Below are 19155 nucleotides of genomic sequence, written 5' to 3'. Positions count from 1 at the left end.
TTATTTGGGGGTAATTAAAATGTATTGTACAGATATTTTTCTGCCAAATCTTGAAGATGTAAAAAATTTTGTGGATATGACATCTAAGTATAAGTCTTTGCCAATTAATCTTGTGTCAGATAAATATGTTATAGATGCTCATTCTATAATTGGTATAATCAGTCTTGACATTACTAAGCCAATTACATTAAAGATTGATTCCGAAGATGTTCCTCAGTCATTTTTAGTTGACCTTGAGCCATACGTCTATAAAAACTCTTAAAGCCAAGATGCTTCTCCGTATCGTAGCTGCGATACGGAGTTTTTTTATGTATATTTAAAAGTGATTTTAAATATTTATTGCTACATATAAAATTATTAAAATGTTAATTTTATAAAATAGGTTGAGTAAATTTTTATAATATGATATTATATTGTAAGATATTTAAATAATTAAAAAGGTGAATTTTTCAATGTTAGCTAAGATTATTACTCTCGGCTGCAAGGTTAATCAATACGAGTCCGAGGCTATGATGAGAAACCTTAATGCTGCGGGATTTAAAACTGCAGAAGAAAATCAAAATGCAGATATCATTATTGTTAATTCCTGCGCCGTTACAAGCGTAAGCGAACATAAGGCACAAAAAATGGTTCGTAGAGCAAGACGAGAAAATGAAAATGCTGTTATTGTTCTTACCGGTTGTGTTCCGCAGGCGTTTCCTGATATTGGAGATAAATATCCGGAGGTTGATATTATTCTCGGAAATAAATGCCGTGCAGCTTTAGTTCCTGCTATAGAACAATATCTGAAAAATCATATGCGTCTTATAATGATAGATAAGTATGAAAAGAATGATAAATACGAGGAACTTTCTGTTCCGTCATATCAGAAAAGAACTCGTGCATTTATAAAGATAGAAGATGGCTGTAATCGCTTTTGCTCGTATTGCATTATTCCTTATGCAAGAGGCAGAGTTCGTTCAAGAGAACTTGACGATATTAAAAATGAGGTTACTGCTCTTGCAAAATCGGGCTATTCTGAAATAGTTCTTGTAGGAATAAATCTTTCGTGCTATGGAACTGATATCGGTTTAGAACTTTGTGATGCTGTTGACGCTGTATGCGAGGTTGACGGAATAGAGCGTGTAAGACTTGGCTCGTTAGAGCCTGAACTGATGAGTATAGAAGTGCTTAACCGCCTTAACAAACAGCCGAAATTCTGTCCACAGTTTCACCTTTCATTGCAAAGTGGTTGTGATGAAACCTTAAAGCGTATGAACAGAAAGTATACGACAGAGGAATACGCAAAAATTGTTGATAACATAAGGTCAATCTTCGATAATTCGTCTATTACAACGGATATTATGACAGGGTTTCCCGGAGAAACTGAAGAAGAATTTGAAAAGTCTTGCAAATTCGCTGAAAGAATAGCTTTTGCAAAGGCACATATATTCCCATATTCACGCAGAGAAGGAACAGTTGCGGATAAAGCTCCAAATCAAGTCCCAAATGAACTCAAAAAAGAGCGTGCTAATATAATGATTGATGTAACCGAGAAAACACGCCAAGCTTTTATGCAATCGCAAGTTGGACTTATTCAAGAAGTTCTACTTGAAACACGCACAAAAAATGGTATGCTCGAGGGTTATACAAAGAATTATACTCCTGTTTTAATTGAGGGTGATAAGGATATGTGTGGAAAAATAGTTAAAGCTAAGATAGAGAAGGTAGATGGCGAATATTGCATAGCCTCAATTATATAACAGAGATTAACGGAGGGCTTTTATGAAGGTAGATAAAACTATAAAGCGAGAGTCAATGTATCTGTTGATTGGTGTTGTAATTCTTAGTGCAATAATGGAAGCTGTATTCTTAATCTGCGGTGCATTTGATTATACCGTAATTTTAGGAAATATTCTTGGCGGTGGAATTGCGGTACTGAATTTCTTTCTTATGGGAATAACACTGCAAAAATCTCTTATTGATACTGAACTTAAAACGGCAGAAAACAGAATGAAAATATCACAGTCATTTAGATTTCTTATGTTAATTATTGTTGCAGTAATAGGCGGAGTTTTGCCATGCTTTAATATTGTTGCAGTAGTAATACCGTTTTTCTTCCCAAGAATTGTTATGACAATTCGAGGCTTGAAAATAAAAGATTCTCCAAAGGCAAATGCTGAAACAACTTCAGAATCAGAAAAAGATATCGCATCATCTGACGATGAGGGAGGTGATAACGAATGAAAAAGAGTGCAAAAGCGGTAATAATTGATATTCTGCTTATTGCAATGATGATACTTCCGCTGACAGCTTGTATTGTTCTTAAAATTCTATTTTCACCGGCAGCAGAGGGAATAACTGTAACAGGTGCGATAATTTATTTCACTATTCCGATGCCGATAATGGATTTGCCGATAACAGAATCACAGGTGAATTCTTGGGCAGTTATACTTACTATTCTTGCGATATGTCTGTTTTTGACACGCAGATTGAATATTAAATCTGTTTCCAAAAGACAGTTCTTAGCAGAACTTATCGTAGAAAAGGCAGAAAATCTTGTCAAGAGCAATATGGGTGAACGCTTTATGGGTTTTGCACCATTTATTGCGGCAATTCTTGGTTTGTCGGCGTTATCAAGTTTATCAAGCCTTTTGGGCTTATATCCACCTACATCAGATATAAATATAGTTGCCGGTTGGGCGATATTAGTATTTATTCTTATTACACACTATAAGCTAAAGGGTGGACTTGGAAATTACCTAAAAGGATATACAGAGCCTATTGCAGTTTTCACACCGATAAATATTATCAGTGAGGTTGCAACGCCTGTTTCTATGACATTCCGTCATTTCGGAAATGTGCTTTCAGGTTCAGTTATATCAGTATTGGTTGCAGCTGCTTTGCAAGGATTAACATCTTTGCTTTTAGGTTGGCTACCTGGATTATTAGGAGAAATACCTTTCTTGCAGATAGGAATACCTGCTGTATTGTCTTTGTATTTTGATATATTCAGCGGTTGTTTACAGGCATTTATCTTTGCTATGCTGACAATGCTTTATATAGCAAATGGTTTTCCAGAGGAAGCCTACGAAAAAAGGCGATTGAAAAAACGTAGAGCATAATTTCTTGATAAGCTTTTTTATAGTTTTAAGAAATTATTGTTGATATTAAAATTAAAAATATATTAAATTATCAGGAGGATTATTTAAAATGGAACTTGCTATTGGTATTATTCTTGGTTGTTGTGCACTTGGTGCAGGTATTGCGATGATTGCAGGTATCGGACCTGGTATCGGTGAAGGTTATGCAGTTGGACAGGCTTGTGAGGCTATCGGTCGTCAGCCTGAGTGTAAGGGTTCAGTTACATCTACTATGCTTATGGGTTGTGCTATCGCAGAATCCACAGGTATTTATGCCCTTGTTATAGCTATTCTCCTTATTTTTGTGGCACCAAGCTTCCTTGTTGGTGTTCTTCAAGGTGCTGTTGCTTAATTGACATTAGTTCGATAGAAAGATTTCCCTAAAACACTTAAAAGTTTTGCTCAAGGCGGAGTGCCTCCGCTGTCAAGACGCATAATCGCTCGGCTTTGCCCCGCTCGTAGTGAGTATAGAAAGTTTGCCTATGCGGAGGACTAAACTATCGCTTAGTTGACATACTTCTTTAAGACACCTAAAAGTTTCGCTCAATCCTTTGAAAAGGCTTGTAGGTCAAGGGCAACGCCCTTGTCGCTTTCCGCAGAGAGCGAAATTCTTTATGCTTCCTAAAGCGCAGGAGGGTAGAAAAACATTCCAATGGAATGTTTTTCGTAGGGAACCCTCGCAGGGGGCTCCCTGACTGAGTGACTTTACTTTTAAGATATAGAATCTCTATCATCGAACTTATGTTATTATTAAATACAGCCCGAAAAGGGGGAATTAAATTTGATACAAACTCTTGATGTTATTTCTATAAACATCTGGCATATAATTATTTCATTGCTTAACTTGCTTATACTTTTCCTTATCTTGAAAAAGTTGCTCTTTAAGCCTGTTAAAAAGATGTTTGCAGAGCGTCAGGCTCAAGTTGATAATATCTATGATAAAGCAAATGAGGCAAACGAACAGGCTCAGGCTAATAAGCAAGCATATGAAGAAAGGCTTTCTCATTCTAAAGAAGAAGCTACAAATATTCTTCGTAACGCAAGAGAGATGGCGGAGCAGTCAAGTAATGAAATTTTGCAAGAGGCTCATAATAAAGCCGATTTGGCTGTTAGAAAGGCTAATGCAGAGATTGCCAGCGAGAGAAAGAAAGCTATTAACGAAATTAAAAACGAAATATCCGAAATATCCATTGATATTGCAGAACAGGTTGTTGGTCGAGAAATTGATGAAAAAGACCATACCGAGCTTATCAATGACTTTATAGAAAATATAGGTGAATGATATGTACGATGTTTCCACTGAATACGGCAGAGCGATTTTCGAGCTTGCTCTTGAGGAAAATAAAGATAAGCTCTATCTTGAACAGCTCAGAGAGATAAATAAACTTCTCGAAGAAAATCCGGAGTTTATTCATCTTCTTTGCTCCTTGAATATTCCATTAAGTGAAAGATTAAAGGTGATTGATGAAGTATTTGAGAATAGGGCAGAGGAATATATTTGTTCCTTTATAAAGCTTATTACCGAGAGAGGATATGCTGCTCAGATTCCTGAATGTATAAAGGCGTTTGAAAAGCTATACTATAAAGAGCATAAAATCACTGTCGCATATGTAAAGAGTGCGGTTGCCCTTACTGATGAACAGAAATCTGCACTTATCAAAAAATTGCAGGTATATAGCGGAAAGACTGTCGAGCTTGACTGCACTGTTGAGCCAAAGCTTATTGGCGGAATAAGTGTCAGAATAGATGGTAAACTTCTTGAGGGAAGTGTAAAACACAAAATCGACACAATCCGTTCTAATCTGCAAAAGGCAACATTATAAAACGGGAGAGGTGGACTATGAATCTACACCCTGAGGAAATCAGCGGTATAATTAAATCGCAGATTAAGCATTATAAAGATAAAATAGACCAAGCAGAAGTTGGAACTGTTGTTATGGTAGGTGACGGTATCGCAAAGGCATACGGACTTGAAAACTGTATGTCTAATGAACTTCTTGAATTTGAGGGCGGAGAATTTGGTATTGCACAGAACCTTGAGGAAAACTCAGTTTCTATCGCACTTCTCTCAAATACCTCAGAAATTAAGGAGGGAGATATTGTCAGACGAACACGCAAGGTTGTAAGCGTTCCTGTCGGCGAAGCAATGCTTGGTAGAGTTGTTAATGCTTTAGGAGAACCTATTGACGGTAAGGGAGCTATTTTCTGTAACGAAACCCGTCCGATAGAATCCGAGGCACCCGGAATTATCAAGCGTAAAAGCGTTAAAGTTCCGCTCCAGACAGGTATTAAGGCTATTGATAGTATGATTCCTATTGGCAGAGGTCAGCGCGAGCTTATCATCGGAGACAGACAGACAGGAAAAACTTCTATTGCAGTAGATGCAATTATTAATCAAAAGTCAACAGGTGTGCTTTGTGTTTATGTTGCAATCGGTCAGAAAAATTCTACTGTTGCACAAATCACAGAAACACTTCGTACAGCAGGAGCATTAGATTATACAGTAATCGTATCAGCATCAGCGTCAGAAACAGCACCTTTGCAGTATATTTCACCATATACAGGCTGTGCTATTGCAGAATATTTTATGGCACAGGGCAAAGATGTTCTTATCGTATATGACGATTTATCAAAACACGCTGTCGCATATCGTGCATTGTCCTTGCTTATCAGAAGACCACCAGGTCGTGAGGCATATCCGGGTGATGTTTTCTATCTTCATTCAAGATTGCTTGAGAGAGCGGCAAGAGTTTCTGATGAATATGGCGGAGGCAGTATAACTGCACTTCCGATTATCGAAACTCAAGCGGGAGATGTTTCCGCATATATTCCAACTAATGTTATATCTATCACTGACGGACAGATTTTCCTTGAGAGTGAGCTTTTCCACGCAGGAGTTATGCCAGCCGTAAACCCTGGTATATCGGTTTCTCGTGTTGGAGGTAATGCTCAGGTTAAGGCTATGAAAAAGGTTGCAGGTACGCTGAAGCTTCTTTATTCACAATATCGTGAACTTCAGAACTTCTCTCAGTTTGGCTCAGACCTTGATGCAGATACCAAGGCAAGACTTGCACAGGGCGAGAGAATTGTTGAAATTCTGAAACAGGATAAAAACACACCTGTTATAGTAGGCTGTCAGGTAGCAATTATATATGCCGCTGTTCACAACCTTATGAAAGATATAGAACTTGAGAATATCAAGGAATACGAAAAAGAGCTGTATTCTCATATGACCTTAGAGCATAACAATCTTATGAAGCGTATTGCGGACGGTTATTATGAGGAAAGCGACCAAATGGAGCTTGATGAAGCTGTCAGAAGCTTTACTGAAAGATTTATTAGTCTGCATAGCTAAGGAGGGCGAAAGGCTTTGGGTACTAATATTAAAGCAATAAAAACCCGTATAAAAAGTATAGATTCAACTATGCATCTTACTAAGGCTATGCAGCTTGTTGCATCATCTAAGATGAAGAGTGCAACAGAGGCTATGGAACAGAGCCGTTGCTATCTTGACGCACTTATGGCAACAGTTTCTAACCTCATCTCTAACGAAACCAAAAACTCGAAATTTATCAAACCTCGTGAGGTTAAGAAAACCTGTCTTATTGTCATAGCAGGCGATAGGGGACTTGCGGGCGGTTATAACGGCAATATCTATAAAAAGACTGATGCAGTAGCTGAGGGAAAATCTGTCTGTATCTTGCCGATAGGAAAGCGTACCGTTGAGCATATGATTGCTCATAAATATGAAATTCTTTCAGATAAGTATATCAGTACAGAAAAGCTTACTCTTTCAGATTGTGCAGAGCTTGGCAGAGATATTACAGAACGCTTTAAAAGGTGCGAGTTTGATAAGGTTGAGCTTATTTCCACGAAGTATGTTTCAATGCTGGCTCAGGTTCCGCATGAAACACAGCTTTTGCCGATTCCGCAATCAGAGAATAAAAAATCTGACGGATATATTATGTTTGAACCAGATAGTATTACGGTTCTTAATTCAATTATTCCAAGTTATATTTCGGGTATGGTTTATGCGTCTACAAGAGAAAGCTTCACAAGTGAGCTTTCAGCGAGAAGAAACGCTATGGATAGTGCAACTAAAAATGCAGAAGAGATGATGGATAAGCTGAGTATAGAATACAATCGTGCAAGACAAAGCACAATTACTCAGGAAATTACCGAAATTGTTGCAGGTGCAGAGGCATAAATGCAACATACGGAGAGCGAGGTAAATTTACTTGGCAAATGAAAAAAATATCGGAAAAATAATACAGGTTATAGGGCCTGTTGTTGATGTTCGCTTTGGCGAGGGAAAACTTCCTAAAATCCTTAATGCGCTCGAGATTCAAAACGGAGATAAAATTCTTGTTGTAGAAGTTTTTCAGCATATAGGAAACAATGACGCTCGTTGTATAGCTATGAGTAGTACAGACGGACTTGTAAGAGGTATGGAAGTTGTTGATACAGGCAGAGCGATAAATGTTCCTGTCGGAAATGCAACACTTGGCAGAATATTTAATGTTCTTGGCGAACCTATTGACGAACTTCCAGCGCCGAAGGATTGTGAGCGTTGGGATATTCATCGTGACCCGCCAAGCTATGAGGAACAATCTTCAACAACAGAGATTCTCGAAACAGGCATAAAGGTCGTTGACCTTATCTGCCCATACGCAAAGGGTGGTAAGATAGGCTTGTTTGGTGGTGCCGGTGTTGGTAAGACAGTTCTCATTATGGAGCTTATCAACAATATTGCAAAAGAGCATGGTGGTATATCTGTTTTTACGGGCGTAGGCGAGAGAACCCGTGAGGGTAACGACCTTTATAACGAGATGAAAGAATCCGGCGTTATAAATAAGACCGCACTTGTCTATGGTCAGATGAATGAGCCGCCCGGAGCAAGAATGAGAGTAGGACTTTCAGGCTTGACAATGGCAGAATATTTCCGTGATAAAGAGGGACAAGATGTTCTTTTATTCATAGATAATATATTCAGATTTACTCAGGCCGGTAGTGAGGTTTCCGCACTTTTGGGAAGAATGCCGTCGGCCGTTGGTTACCAGCCGACACTTGCAACAGAAATGGGTGCTTTGCAGGAGAGAATTACTTCTACAAATCATGGTTCGATTACATCGGTTCAGGCTGTTTATGTTCCTGCTGATGACCTTACAGACCCCGCGCCTGCAACGACCTTTGCACACCTTGACGCAACTACGGTTTTGAGCAGAAATATTGCATCTCAGGGTATTTATCCGGCGGTTGACCCGCTTGAATCAACAAGCCGTATACTCACGCCTGATGTTGTTGGCAAGGAACATTACAGAGTTGCGAGAGCGGTTCAACAGATACTTCAAAGATATAATGAACTTCAAGATATTATCGCAATTATGGGTATTGATGAACTCAGCGAAGAAGATAAGCTGACCGTATCAAGAGCAAGAAAGGTACAGCGTTTCCTTTCGCAGTCATTTTCAGTTGCAGAACAGTTTACAGGTTTGCCCGGAAAATATGTTCCGCTTAAAGAAACAATCAGAGGCTTTGCGGAAATCATTGACGGCAAGCACGATGATTTGCCGGAATCAGCCTTCCTGTTTGTAGGAACAATAGATGAGGCTATAGAAAAGGCAAAAATGGTGGGTGAATAATGAAAAACTATCACCTTCGTATAACAACTCCTGCGGGAAATATTTTTGATGGAGATGCCGTTCGACTTTCGGTAAGGGGCGTAATGGGTGACCTTGCAATTATGGCAGGACATATACCTTTTGTTACAGCTTTAGAGGACGGAGAAATTAAGATATATCTAAGCGATAACGAGATTAAAAAAATGAACTGCATAGGTGGAGTTCTGACAGTATCTAAGGATATGGTTCAGGTTCTTGCATCAACAGCAGACTATTCTCAGGATAAATAATATTTTATATAATAGAGCATAAATGGCAAAAATCTGTTAAAACGGAATTATTCCAAAACAGAAAATAGCCATATATGCTCTATCGTTATTTTCACCAAAAATCGGTATGAAATTTTTTCAAATTAAAGCTTTCCAACTTGAATTTATTATTTGTTTGTGCTATAATAACAATAATCGTTCGAAAAAGAGGTTGATTTTTTATGATGGATAATTATAGCGAACAGATTGTCAAAAAAAGAGTAAATCCTGCAAAATTTACTTTTCTAATACTTTATTTCGTATTTGCTTTTATATTTATACTTCTTACAGTGTACCTTTCCCAGTTCTTTGATTGGATGATTCCAGTAGCTTTGCTTATTATTTGCTTTGGTTGTTATGGTGGTTGGTATCTTTGGTCACACAAGGGCATTGAGTATGAATATATCGTAGTTCAGGGAGAAATGACCGTTGATAAGATTATCGGTATGAAAAAGCGTAAGAGAATGTTGAAATTCGATGTAAAAAGCGTTGATATGCTTGGCAAACTCAGTGAAAGGCCTGCTGATTTTGATGAGAAGCAATTCAAAGATTGCGTATATCATGCAACTGATTATACCGAAAGTGAGAATACATATTATGCAGCTTTGCATGATATTTACTCGAAAAAACATTGTCTTTTATATTTTGCACCTAATGAGAAAACTCTTGAAACAATGAAACCTTTTCTTAAGAGAGAACTCAAGGTTAAGATTTTTGGTAAATAATAAATTTAGCCGTCCGAATATATGGACGGCTTTTTTGTAAGGAGATGTTTATTTATGAAGGTTTTATCCGCACAACAAATGAGAGATTTAGAGCAAGCTGCCGTTGATAATGGAGAAACTTATATCGAACTTATGGAAAGAGCTGGTACAGCCGCCGCAGAAGCACTTATCAGTTATGGTGCAGAGAGTAAGAGAGTTGTAATAATTTGTGGTAAGGGCAATAATGGCGGTGACGGTTATGTTATAGCAAGGATTTTAAAAAAATATAACTGTATAGTTGATATAATCAAACTTGGAGAACCAAGGACAGCCGATTCTAAGCTTAATGCAGAAAAAGCTGCTGAACTTAATATAGCCATGATAAACTTTCCGGAAAATAAAAAAACTGCTTTTGAACTTATCAAAAAAGCAGATTATATTGTTGATGCAGTTTATGGTATAGGATTTCGTGGAGCTTTAGATGAAACTACGGCAGAAATTGCAAAAGCTGTCAATGATTCTAAAGCTTTTGTAATGTCAGTTGATGTCCCAAGTGGTGCCGGCTGTAATGATGGTTCAGTAAATGGAGAGTGTTTTAAAGCTAATTTAACTGTTACATTCACAACATTAAAGCCCGCACATATTTTATATCCGTCAATGGATTATTGCGGAAAAACAGAAGTAGCAAGTGTTGGAATTTCAGATGAACTGATAAATTCATCTAAATATATTATGCAAACAACAGATGAATTTCTCGGCGAAAGGCTCTTACCTGAGCGTAGAATATCATCAAATAAAGGAACTTTCGGAACTTTGCTTGCTGTTGTGGGTAGTTACGGTATGGCAGGTGCGGCTGTTATGTGTGGAAAAGCGGCACAAAGAAGTGGTGCAGGCTTGGTAAATATGGCTTTGCCTAAGTCAATATATCCTATAGTCGCAGGAAAGTTGATAGAGGCTGTTTTTACGCCATTATCAGAGAAAGACGGCATTTCGTCCGTTGAAAATTGCGATAAGCTTGTTTCTCTTGCAAATAAAGCTAATGCGGTCGTTCTCGGCTGTGGTATGGGACATAATGAAGATACCGAAAAAATAGTCTGTGAAATACTTAAAAATTGCGAAAAACCAATTATTCTTGATGCAGATGGAATAAATTCAGTAGTTCCGCATATACATTTATTAAAGAAAGCCAAAGCTCCTATTATACTTACTCCTCACCCAGGTGAAATGGCAAGGCTTCTCGGTTGTACGGTTGCCGAGGTTCAGCATAACCGAACTGAAATTGCTTTGAATTTTGCCAAAGAACATAATGTAATATTAATTCTTAAAGGTGCGAATACGATTATATCTGATGGTAATATTTTGCTCGTAAATAGAACAGGAAACGCAGGAATGGCACGAGGTGGAAGTGGTGATGTACTTGCAGGAATGATAGGTTCGCTTGCCGCACAGGGAATGAATCCATTCAGGGCCGCCGTTTGCGGAGTATATGCACATGGATTGGCAGGGGACAGGACAGCGAAAAGGCTTTCAGAAACGACAATGCTTCCTACTGATATGATTGAGGATATTAGCTTCTGAAACTGAGGGTGATATTATTGCGTAGAATTCTTAAAGTAATGTTTACTGCTGTTGCTGCGATTGTACTTATTCTTTCAATAAGCTCTTGTACAGAAAAAGTTCCTAAGATACCTGAAATTGTGACAGGATTTTCGGGAAATGCCAATATAGAACTTGGCGAAACAAAATTTAAATGCAGTGTTTCGCATACAGAAAAGGGTGTGTCCTCAATTACTTTATCAAGTCCCGAAAACCTAAAGGGTATGTCTTTTAAAAATTTTGGCGGTAAATACGCAATATCATACAACGAGCTTATCTGCGAAACAGAAGAATCATTTTTGCCAAGTTCTTGTTTTGCACAGGCTATAACTAATGTTCTCGATAAAGCGTCTGAAGAGAACGGTGCAGTATATCAGAAATCCGAGAAAGATAACGCTATATTTACAGGTACAAGCAAATCAGGAAATTTTACGATTTATGCAGAGAGTAAAACAGGTATAATAAGAAAAATAGAAATTCCTGAAATAAATGTTATAGCTAATTTTACAGATATAAAATTATTGTAACATAAGATGGTTGGTGAAACTACCGATAAGCTAACAGACTTTTCTAAGACAGATAAAAGTTTTGCACAAACTTTTTTTAAAAGCTTGCGGTTTTCAAAGGTAGTCACCTACGGCGGAGCCTTTGGTGGTTTTTAAGGGCAATATCTCTTTTCTTCTCAAGCGGTGGACGAAATCCATCGCTTAATACTTTTGTTAGCAACCAACTGCCAAGTGAACAAACACAGTATGTCTTTATACCTAACTCAAAATAAACAGGCAACCATTAGTAATATGGTTGCCTGTAATGCTATGTATAATTTTTAAAATCAATTTTCATCAGGTTTATTCATTTGTCGCTCCATATATTGTTGTTGCGTAAGAAGTACCTGTCTTGGCTTTGAACCCTCATGAGGGCCGACAATTCCCATTGTTTCCATTTCATCAATAAGTCGTCCGGCTCTCGCATATCCAAGACGAAGCCTTCTTTGCAAAAGTGAGGTTGAGGCCTGTCCGGCTTCAACTACACACTTAATTGCCTCTTCAAGCATAGGGTCTTGGTCAGAATCCTCATTTGAAATAGGTTTGGTATTGTTATTTTCAATTATGGCATTGTTTTCAATTTCTTGAGCAATGCTTTCATCATATTCACAAGCTCTGTTATTTTTGATAAACTCTACAACTTTTTCGACTTCTTCGTCATCTACAAAACAGCCTTGAACACGCTTTGGCTTTGAAGCTCCGATAGGTGCAAAAAGCATATCACCTCTGCCGAGAAGCTTATCGGCACCGCCTGAATCGAGAATAGTTCTTGAGTCTATCTGTGATTTAACTGCAAAAGCAATTCGGCTTGGAATGTTAGCTTTAATAATACCGGTAATGACATCGACAGATGGTCTTTGTGTCGCAATGACAAGGTGCATACCGGCGGCACGAGCCATTTGTGCAAGTCGGCAGATAGCGTTTTCTACATCATTAGGAGCAGCCATCATAAGGTCAGCAAGCTCATCAATAATTATAACAATTTGCTCAAGCTTTTTAAGCTTTTCTTTCTTAGGAGCTTTTCCGCTATTTTCTGTTTCTGAAATAGCAGCGTCCATAATTTGTCGTTCTTCAGGAGTTTGCGGCATTTCAAATTCGTCTGAATTTTCATCATCGTTTATTTGAGTTTCCTCTTTGTCGATTTCAGCGTTCGTTCTTTCAACAAGTGCATTATAACCTCTTATATCACGAACATTATTTTCAGCAAAGAGCTTATATCTTTCAAGCATATGATTTACAGCCCAGTTCAATGCACCCGCCGCTTTTCTTGGGTCAGTAACAACCGGTACAAGTAAGTGCGGAATACCATTATAAACTCCAAGCTCAACAACCTTAGGGTCAATCATAAGCAATTTAACCTCATCCGGAGTTGATTTATAAATTAAGCTTATAAGCATAGAGTTTATACATACCGATTTACCCGAACCGGTAGAACCGGCTATAAGCAGATGAGGCATTTTAGCGAGGTCAGCAATAGTAATATTCCCCTCAATATCTCTGCCAAGCACAACAGTAAGCTTACTTTTAGCATTGTTAAATTCAGGCGATTCTATCAATTCACGCATTTTAACAACGCTTACTACCTTGTTAGCAACCTCAACACCAACGGCGGCTTTTCCTGGGATAGGTGCTTCAATTCTTACACCGACAGCGGCAAGATTCATAGCAATGTCATCAGCAAGATTTGTGATTTTACTGATTTTAACACCAGCGGCAGGCTGAAGTTCATATCTTGTTACAGCAGGACCGCGACAGATGTTTACTATACTTGCCTTAACGCCAAAGCTCGCAAGAGTTTCTATAAGCATAGAACCATTTTGGTTTAGTTCCGTTGCAATATCGCCCTCATTTGTAAATGGGGTTGGTTTCAGAAGGGTTATAGGCGGTTTGAGATAAACACTATCATTTGATAAATATTCAGAAGAATCATTTTGTATATCAAAGCTTATAGCTTCTTCATCAGTTCTTTTCTTACCTTTTTTCTTTTCAATCTGTTTTAAAGCATCAGCGATAGTTTTGTTATCATTTTCTGAAAGAATACCGTCTAATTCTTCAAAAGAGCCTGATTCATAGTTTTCATCAGTAGTTGGTTCTGATGTTGTATTATATACTTCTTTTTGAGTAGGTTCATAAATAATAGGCTCTGAGTTATTTTGATTTTCTATATTAGGATTAGACTTTTTGCGTTTTTTACGCTTTTGAGATGTTATCGGTGGAGTATCATAATCATTTGCATTAAAGTTATTAGAGCGTTTAGGGATATACTGCTCACTGATAAAATCATCAGGTAACATATTAGGTTTTCCCGAATCATTTCCAAGAGGTATATCTATATGATTTTTTTTCGATTCATCAGCTCTTCTTCCATAAATATAGAATGAGTGTTTTTCTTGCTTTTGTGCTTGTTGATATTCTTGACGGACAGCCCTTTGTTTACTGATTTCCTGTTTCTTTTCAGAAACCTTAGATGAAACCTTGGAAGAAACTTTCTCCACAGGCTTTTTGAAGAAATCAACAAAACCTATAATTGTCGCACCGGAGGCAATCATAATATCTATAAAAAGTAAAACGGCTATTATAATTCGAGAACCTGTTGCACCAAGAAATGCCATCATAGGAGCACCAAGGAGAGAGCTGAGAAGTCCACCTCCACGATAATTCATACCCTCTGTATAAGCGTCGCCCATTGCGAAAAAGACATTTTTTTCAACATTGCCGTGCGAGAAAAGATATACAGCAGTTGTGAAAAGTACAGCTATTGATATTGCAATAAAAAATCTTAATTTCATTCTATATGGGAGAGCAGTTTTTCCGCTTTGGTATGCAATATATATTATAACAATGGGAATAAATATTCCGCATATACCGAAAAGTCCCCAGATAAATGAATGTATAGTTGTCCAGAACATATCACCGCGAATTATGAATAAGCAGAATATTAAAATAGCAATACCTGATATTATGATAGACCTTATACGCCTACGTCGTCTGTCGTCGGCTTCAAGTTCAGCTTGGATTTTTTCTTTTTCAGCCTTGGTCATTCTTTTAGTTTTGGATTTCGTGGTTTGAGTTGCTTTTGCATTTGTATTTTTATTGCTCGATGAAGCTTTTTTAGTCGGATTTTTTTTAGAATCATTTGCCAAAATTCATACCTCCTATTGAAAATCAATGTCACCGACTGATGAAATCGGTGACATTTTTAAGAACAAGTATTTAATAATCAGAATGTAAGTGGCTGTTGTGTAAAGAGATTTACTCCTGAAATAAGCTCTATAATGCTGATAACAAGGCAAATTATACCGGCACCTGCCGTATAGAGAACAAAATAATACATTCTGTTTGTAGAAAGCAACCATTTAAAAAGGCGAATAGCAAGAAAACCTACAATCGCAGATGTAATAATTCCGATTAAAGTAGGGAAAAATTCGATTGCAACCGCTGAACCATCAGCAGGGAAGAGAGCATCTTTTCCTTCAAGAATTGCAGCCGCAATAATTGCAGGAGTTCCAAGCACGAACGAATAATCCAAAGCGCGTTGTTTGTTTAATTTTCTAAGTTCACCGGCAGTAAGAGTAGAACCTGAACGAGATATGCCAGGGAAGATAGCGGCTACCGCTTGGAAAAGACCAATAAAAATTGCATCAATAGGGTTTAGCTTTCTTCTTCCTGCGCCATCTGCACGAAGTTTTCCATGACTCTTATAAAGAATGGTAGTTTTGCGGTTTGCGTTAATTCCGATAACAAGAAGGAAACTTGTTACTAAAAGTGAAATAGCTGTAATTATCAGATATCCGTCAGAACTCCATTTATCAGCGAGGTCTTTAACTTTCATGCCTCCGCCGATAGGTAAGAAAAGTAAGAAAAGTGGCAATAGACCGATTATAAGCATCATAACGAGGTTTTCATCAGCGTCCATTTCGCCCCATTTGAACTTTCCCGTAAAGATTTTTTTCAATATTATAAAGAAGCTTTTGATAAGCCTTAAAAATAATCTCCAATATACAGCACAAACAGCCGTAAGTGTTCCGACATGGAGCATAACATTAAAGAAAAGGTTGTTGTCGTTCAAACCAAAAAAGTGCTGAAATATAGCAAGGTGTCCGCTGCTTGAAACAGGAAGAAATTCTGTAAGTCCCTGAACCGCACCAAGCACAATGGCTTCAAATATGTTCATTATGTACCTCCGTTTATTTAACTTAAATATATATGTAGGGCGAACTCCGTCCGCCCAGGCTTACTTAGGCTTTACTTTTTTTAGAAGTTTTCTTTTTAGCTTTTTTTTCTTTATCAATCATAGCGTAAAGAGCATCAAGAGCGTCAGAAAAATTGCCAAGATTATCAATCAATCCCTCTTTAACTGCGTCCTCGCCGTCAAGCACCGTTCCAACATCGAGTACAAGTTCTCCGGTATTCATAGCAAGTTCGTTATACCTTTCGGGTTTGATATTTGAGTTTTCGCATACAAATCTTGTGATTCTTGCCTGCATACGCTGAAAATATTCAAAGGTTTGAGGAACTCCAAGAGTAAGTCCAGTCATTCTCACAGGATGAATAGTCATAGACGCAGATTTTGCTATAAAAGATTTTTTTGCAGCAACTGCAAGCGGAACGCCTATTGAATGACCTCCGCCAAGCACCATAGAAACTGTTGGTTTGCGGATTCCTGCAAGAAGCTCAGCAATAGCAAGTCCAGCCTCTACATCACCGCCAACAGTATTAAGCAGAATGAGAAGTCCGTCTATGCGAGGTTCTTCTTCAACAGCAACAATCTGAGGGATAACATGCTCATACTTTGTAGTTTTGTTTTGTGATGAGAGAATATAATGTCCTTCAATTTGCCCGATAATAGTCAGACAGTGGATAGTATATTTGCCGTTAGAAGCAATTATACTTCCGGTTTCAATGATAGAATCAGTACGTTTTTCGCTTGTAGGACCATTTTCATTAAGTTCATCAGCCTTTTCGTCAGGCTCTGAAGGATTTTTTATATATTGCTCATCATTTTTTTGATTTTTTTTCATTATATCAGACCTCCTTTGATTAGTTTATCAAATTTAGTCGTGATACATACATTTTTATTATATCATTCAGAATTAAATACATCAAGGCAATTTTTTCTTTTTAATTTTGATACTTCTAAAAATATTTTGGCAATAAAGTAATTTTTTCTGTCGAATTTAACTGATTATCAAAAAACAAAAGGGCGAAAGTATTTCGCCCAGAGTATATATTTAATGTGAATTTGATAGATTTAAAAAGTTATTAAAAGTTTTACGCATCATAATCTCTTGAAAGTGCAATAACTTTGCCCAAGATAGTGACATTATTTGTAATAATCGGTTCAAAATCAGGATTATGTGGCTGCAATCTTATATAATTATTTTCCTTATAAAAAGATTTTACAGTTGCCTCATCGTCTATCATTGCAACTACGATTTCGCCATTCTCCGCGACAGGAGTTTTTTCACATATGACAATATCACCATCGAGTATGCCAATATCTCGCATACTTTCGCCAACAACATTAAGTGCAAAAAGTTCTCGTCCTTTGCGTTTACTTTCAGGAAATGGCACATATCCGGAAATATCTTCAAAAGCAAGAATAGGAATACCCGCAGTAACTTTGCCAAGAATCGGAACCTGTGATGCTTTTTCCTCGCCAACAATGCGAATTGAGCGGTTCAGACCTGTTGTTCGGGTTATATAACCAAGTTCCTCAAGAGATTTAAGATGAGAATGAACCGTTGAAGTAGAGCTAAGACCTGTTGCCAAACAGATTTCGCGCACAGAAGGAGTAATTCCGTCTGCTATGCTTTCCTTTAAAAAGTCGAAAACTTTTGCTTGACTTTTAGTAAGTTTTTTCATAAACATCACACCTTATTTTTGTTTTTTATTAGCAACCAATTTATCGTGATAGAAATAGTTTTTAAAATTAAGTCCTTGACCTTCACAATATTGATTGATTTCAAGAGCAAGCTTTTGCCAATATGAAGAATCATTTTTTATGTAAATCTGCTCATAATAAGGATAATATTCAGAATAATTTCTTTTTATGTAGTTAAGAATAGTATATTTGTAGTTGCCTCTGAGATTAAGATTTTCAAACCAGTATTCGTCAATAAAATTCTTAGATTTCTCAATTATAGCCTTAAAGTCTGTAATATAAGGGAAGATAGGCGACATAAACAAAACAGTATAAATTCCGTTTTCGTGCAGAGCTTTTAAGGTTTTAAGTCTGTCTGAGATACTGCTTGCATTATCCATATCTGATTGAAATTTTTCATCAAGCGTGTTAATTGACATATCTACTTTGAGATTTTTGCATTGTTTGAGCAAATATGTATCACGCAAAATAAGTTTTGATTTTGTAGAAATCGTAAGTTGACAATCAGCGTTTATAAGCTGTTCGAGAATTTTTCTTGTTATACGAAAATCCTCCTCATAAGGATTATAGCAATCTGTAACTGATGATAAAAATACAGATTTGCCTTTTATTCTCGATAGGCTGATTGGCTTTTCACATTCTTTAACATCAAGAAAGCTTCCCCAGTCTTCATTATGATTTGTAAAACGCTTCATAAAACAGGCATAGCAGTATGCACACGCATGAGGACAACCCACATATGGATTTATAACGTAGTCACTTTCGGGGAGATTTGATTTAGTAAGATAGTCATTAACAATAATGTGATTTATCTTCATTTCAAGAGCCACCCCTAAATATAAATTAAGGCAATACCATACATAAGCACAATATTGCCTTAAAATTATAACATATGTTCGAGAAAGTGTCAAACAAAAGTTTGATTTTCGCCAAAATCCTATGTGATAAATTGATAAATTTCCCTAAAACAATTAAGAGGTTCACTCTTTTTAATAATATTGCTAACAAAAGAAAAACGGCGGATTTTATCCGCCGTTCAAAGAGCAAAGAATGTTAAGGGCGTTGCCCTTAAAACCCACGAGGGACTCCGTCCCTCGACCCTGCAAGCTTTTGAAAAAGCTTGAGCAAAACTTTTAGCTGTTTTTAGGAAATTGGTTAGTTAATCGGCAGTTCATTGGGAATTTCCTCGACCGCGTCAACTATTTTATCTAATCAACTACGAGCGAGACTTGTCGAGCGATTCCGTGTCTTGTCCTGTGCGGTCACGCACCGCGTCTTGACAGCGGCGGCACGCCGCTTTGAGCAAAACTTTTAAGTGTCTTTAGGAAATTGGTTAGTTAATCGGCAGTTCATTGGGAATTTCCTCGACCGCGTC

19 protein-coding genes are annotated in these 19155 nt (G+C 37.5%); 14 read left to right on the top strand and 5 right to left on the bottom strand.

Going from position 1 to position 19155, the window contains the following annotated elements:
* Nucleotides 1-19 precede the first annotated feature (19 nt).
* From ACLU24_RS09210 to ACLU24_RS09145, 14 genes are all read left to right on the top strand, one after another.
* Nucleotides 20-262: an HPr family phosphocarrier protein gene (locus tag ACLU24_RS09210; RefSeq protein ID WP_412612172.1), complete on the top strand. Its 243-nt coding sequence runs from the start codon at nt 20-22 to the stop codon at nt 260-262.
* Nucleotides 263-452: 190 nt separating this feature from the next.
* Nucleotides 453-1742 carry a tRNA (N(6)-L-threonylcarbamoyladenosine(37)-C(2))-methylthiotransferase MtaB gene (gene mtaB / locus ACLU24_RS09205; protein ID WP_412612169.1) on the top strand — a complete coding sequence of 430 codons (1290 nt, stop codon included), beginning with the start codon at nt 453-455 and terminating at the stop codon, nt 1740-1742.
* A gap of 22 nt (nt 1743-1764) precedes the next feature.
* Nucleotides 1765-2226 (top strand): ATP synthase subunit I, encoded by a 462-nt coding sequence (locus ACLU24_RS09200; RefSeq protein ID WP_412612167.1) that lies wholly within the window; start codon nt 1765-1767, stop codon nt 2224-2226.
* Nucleotides 2223-3104 carry a F0F1 ATP synthase subunit A gene (locus ACLU24_RS09195; protein WP_412612166.1) on the top strand — a complete coding sequence of 294 codons (882 nt, stop codon included), beginning with the start codon at nt 2223-2225 and terminating at the stop codon, nt 3102-3104. Before ACLU24_RS09200 ends, ACLU24_RS09195 begins: the two co-directional genes overlap by 4 nt.
* Before the next feature lie 88 nt (nt 3105-3192).
* Nucleotides 3193-3474 carry an ATP synthase F0 subunit C gene (gene atpE, locus ACLU24_RS09190; protein ID WP_106765013.1) on the top strand — a complete coding sequence of 94 codons (282 nt, stop codon included), beginning with the start codon at nt 3193-3195 and terminating at the stop codon, nt 3472-3474.
* A gap of 429 nt (nt 3475-3903) precedes the next feature.
* Nucleotides 3904-4404, top strand: a complete 501-nt coding sequence (atpF, locus tag ACLU24_RS09185; protein WP_412612163.1) for a F0F1 ATP synthase subunit B — start codon at nt 3904-3906, stop codon at nt 4402-4404.
* Between the two features lies 1 nt (nt 4405).
* Complete coding sequence (atpH, locus tag ACLU24_RS09180) at nt 4406-4945, top strand: ATP synthase F1 subunit delta (protein WP_412612160.1); 540 nt, start codon at nt 4406-4408, stop codon at nt 4943-4945.
* A 17-nt stretch (nt 4946-4962) separates the two neighbouring features.
* Nucleotides 4963-6477, top strand: coding sequence for a F0F1 ATP synthase subunit alpha (gene atpA, locus ACLU24_RS09175; RefSeq protein WP_412612157.1), 1515 nt, complete (start codon nt 4963-4965; stop codon nt 6475-6477).
* Nucleotides 6478-6492: 15 nt separating this feature from the next.
* A complete protein-coding gene (gene atpG, locus ACLU24_RS09170) occupies nt 6493-7329 on the top strand; it encodes an ATP synthase F1 subunit gamma (protein ID WP_412612154.1) in 837 nt (278 codons plus the stop codon).
* Nucleotides 7330-7360: 31 nt separating this feature from the next.
* The gene (atpD, locus tag ACLU24_RS09165; RefSeq protein ID WP_412612152.1) at nt 7361-8764 is read left to right on the top strand and encodes a F0F1 ATP synthase subunit beta; all 1404 of its coding nucleotides are present in this window, start codon (nt 7361-7363) and stop codon (nt 8762-8764) included.
* The gene (locus tag ACLU24_RS09160) at nt 8764-9033 is read left to right on the top strand and encodes a hypothetical protein (protein ID WP_412612150.1); all 270 of its coding nucleotides are present in this window, start codon (nt 8764-8766) and stop codon (nt 9031-9033) included. The genes atpD and ACLU24_RS09160 overlap by 1 nt, the downstream gene beginning before the upstream one ends.
* A gap of 200 nt (nt 9034-9233) precedes the next feature.
* Nucleotides 9234-9776, top strand: coding sequence for a hypothetical protein (locus ACLU24_RS09155; protein ID WP_412612148.1), 543 nt, complete (start codon nt 9234-9236; stop codon nt 9774-9776).
* A gap of 54 nt (nt 9777-9830) precedes the next feature.
* On the top strand, nt 9831-11333 hold the full coding sequence (locus tag ACLU24_RS09150; RefSeq protein ID WP_412612147.1) for an NAD(P)H-hydrate dehydratase: 1503 nt from the start codon (nt 9831-9833) through the stop codon (nt 11331-11333).
* 17 nt (nt 11334-11350) lie between these two features.
* Nucleotides 11351-11878 carry a hypothetical protein gene (locus ACLU24_RS09145; protein ID WP_412612144.1) on the top strand — a complete coding sequence of 176 codons (528 nt, stop codon included), beginning with the start codon at nt 11351-11353 and terminating at the stop codon, nt 11876-11878.
* Nucleotides 11879-12183: 305 nt separating this feature from the next.
* Here the strand turns inward: ACLU24_RS09145 and ACLU24_RS09140 are convergent, their stop codons facing one another.
* From ACLU24_RS09140 to ACLU24_RS09120, 5 genes are all read right to left on the bottom strand, one after another.
* Nucleotides 12184-15039 (bottom strand): DNA translocase FtsK, encoded by a 2856-nt coding sequence (locus ACLU24_RS09140; protein WP_412612142.1) that lies wholly within the window; start codon nt 15037-15039, stop codon nt 12184-12186.
* A 77-nt stretch (nt 15040-15116) separates the two neighbouring features.
* Nucleotides 15117-16070: an undecaprenyl-diphosphate phosphatase gene (locus ACLU24_RS09135; RefSeq protein ID WP_412612140.1), complete on the bottom strand. Its 954-nt coding sequence runs from the start codon at nt 16068-16070 to the stop codon at nt 15117-15119.
* Between the two features lie 64 nt (nt 16071-16134).
* The gene (locus ACLU24_RS09130; protein WP_412612138.1) at nt 16135-16917 is read right to left on the bottom strand and encodes a ClpP family protease; all 783 of its coding nucleotides are present in this window, start codon (nt 16915-16917) and stop codon (nt 16135-16137) included.
* 250 nt (nt 16918-17167) lie between these two features.
* The gene (gene lexA, locus ACLU24_RS09125) at nt 17168-17761 is read right to left on the bottom strand and encodes a transcriptional repressor LexA (RefSeq protein WP_412612136.1); all 594 of its coding nucleotides are present in this window, start codon (nt 17759-17761) and stop codon (nt 17168-17170) included.
* 12 nt (nt 17762-17773) lie between these two features.
* The gene (locus ACLU24_RS09120; protein WP_412612135.1) at nt 17774-18598 is read right to left on the bottom strand and encodes a radical SAM protein; all 825 of its coding nucleotides are present in this window, start codon (nt 18596-18598) and stop codon (nt 17774-17776) included.
* Nucleotides 18599-19155 lie beyond the last annotated feature (557 nt).

The organism is Pseudoruminococcus sp. (assembly GCF_047012705.1).
Classification (GTDB): Bacteria; Bacillota; Clostridia; order Oscillospirales; family Acutalibacteraceae; genus Pseudoruminococcus.
The sequence above is the reverse complement of the archived record's forward strand: the minus strand, read 5'-3'. Positions and strand labels throughout refer to the sequence as shown.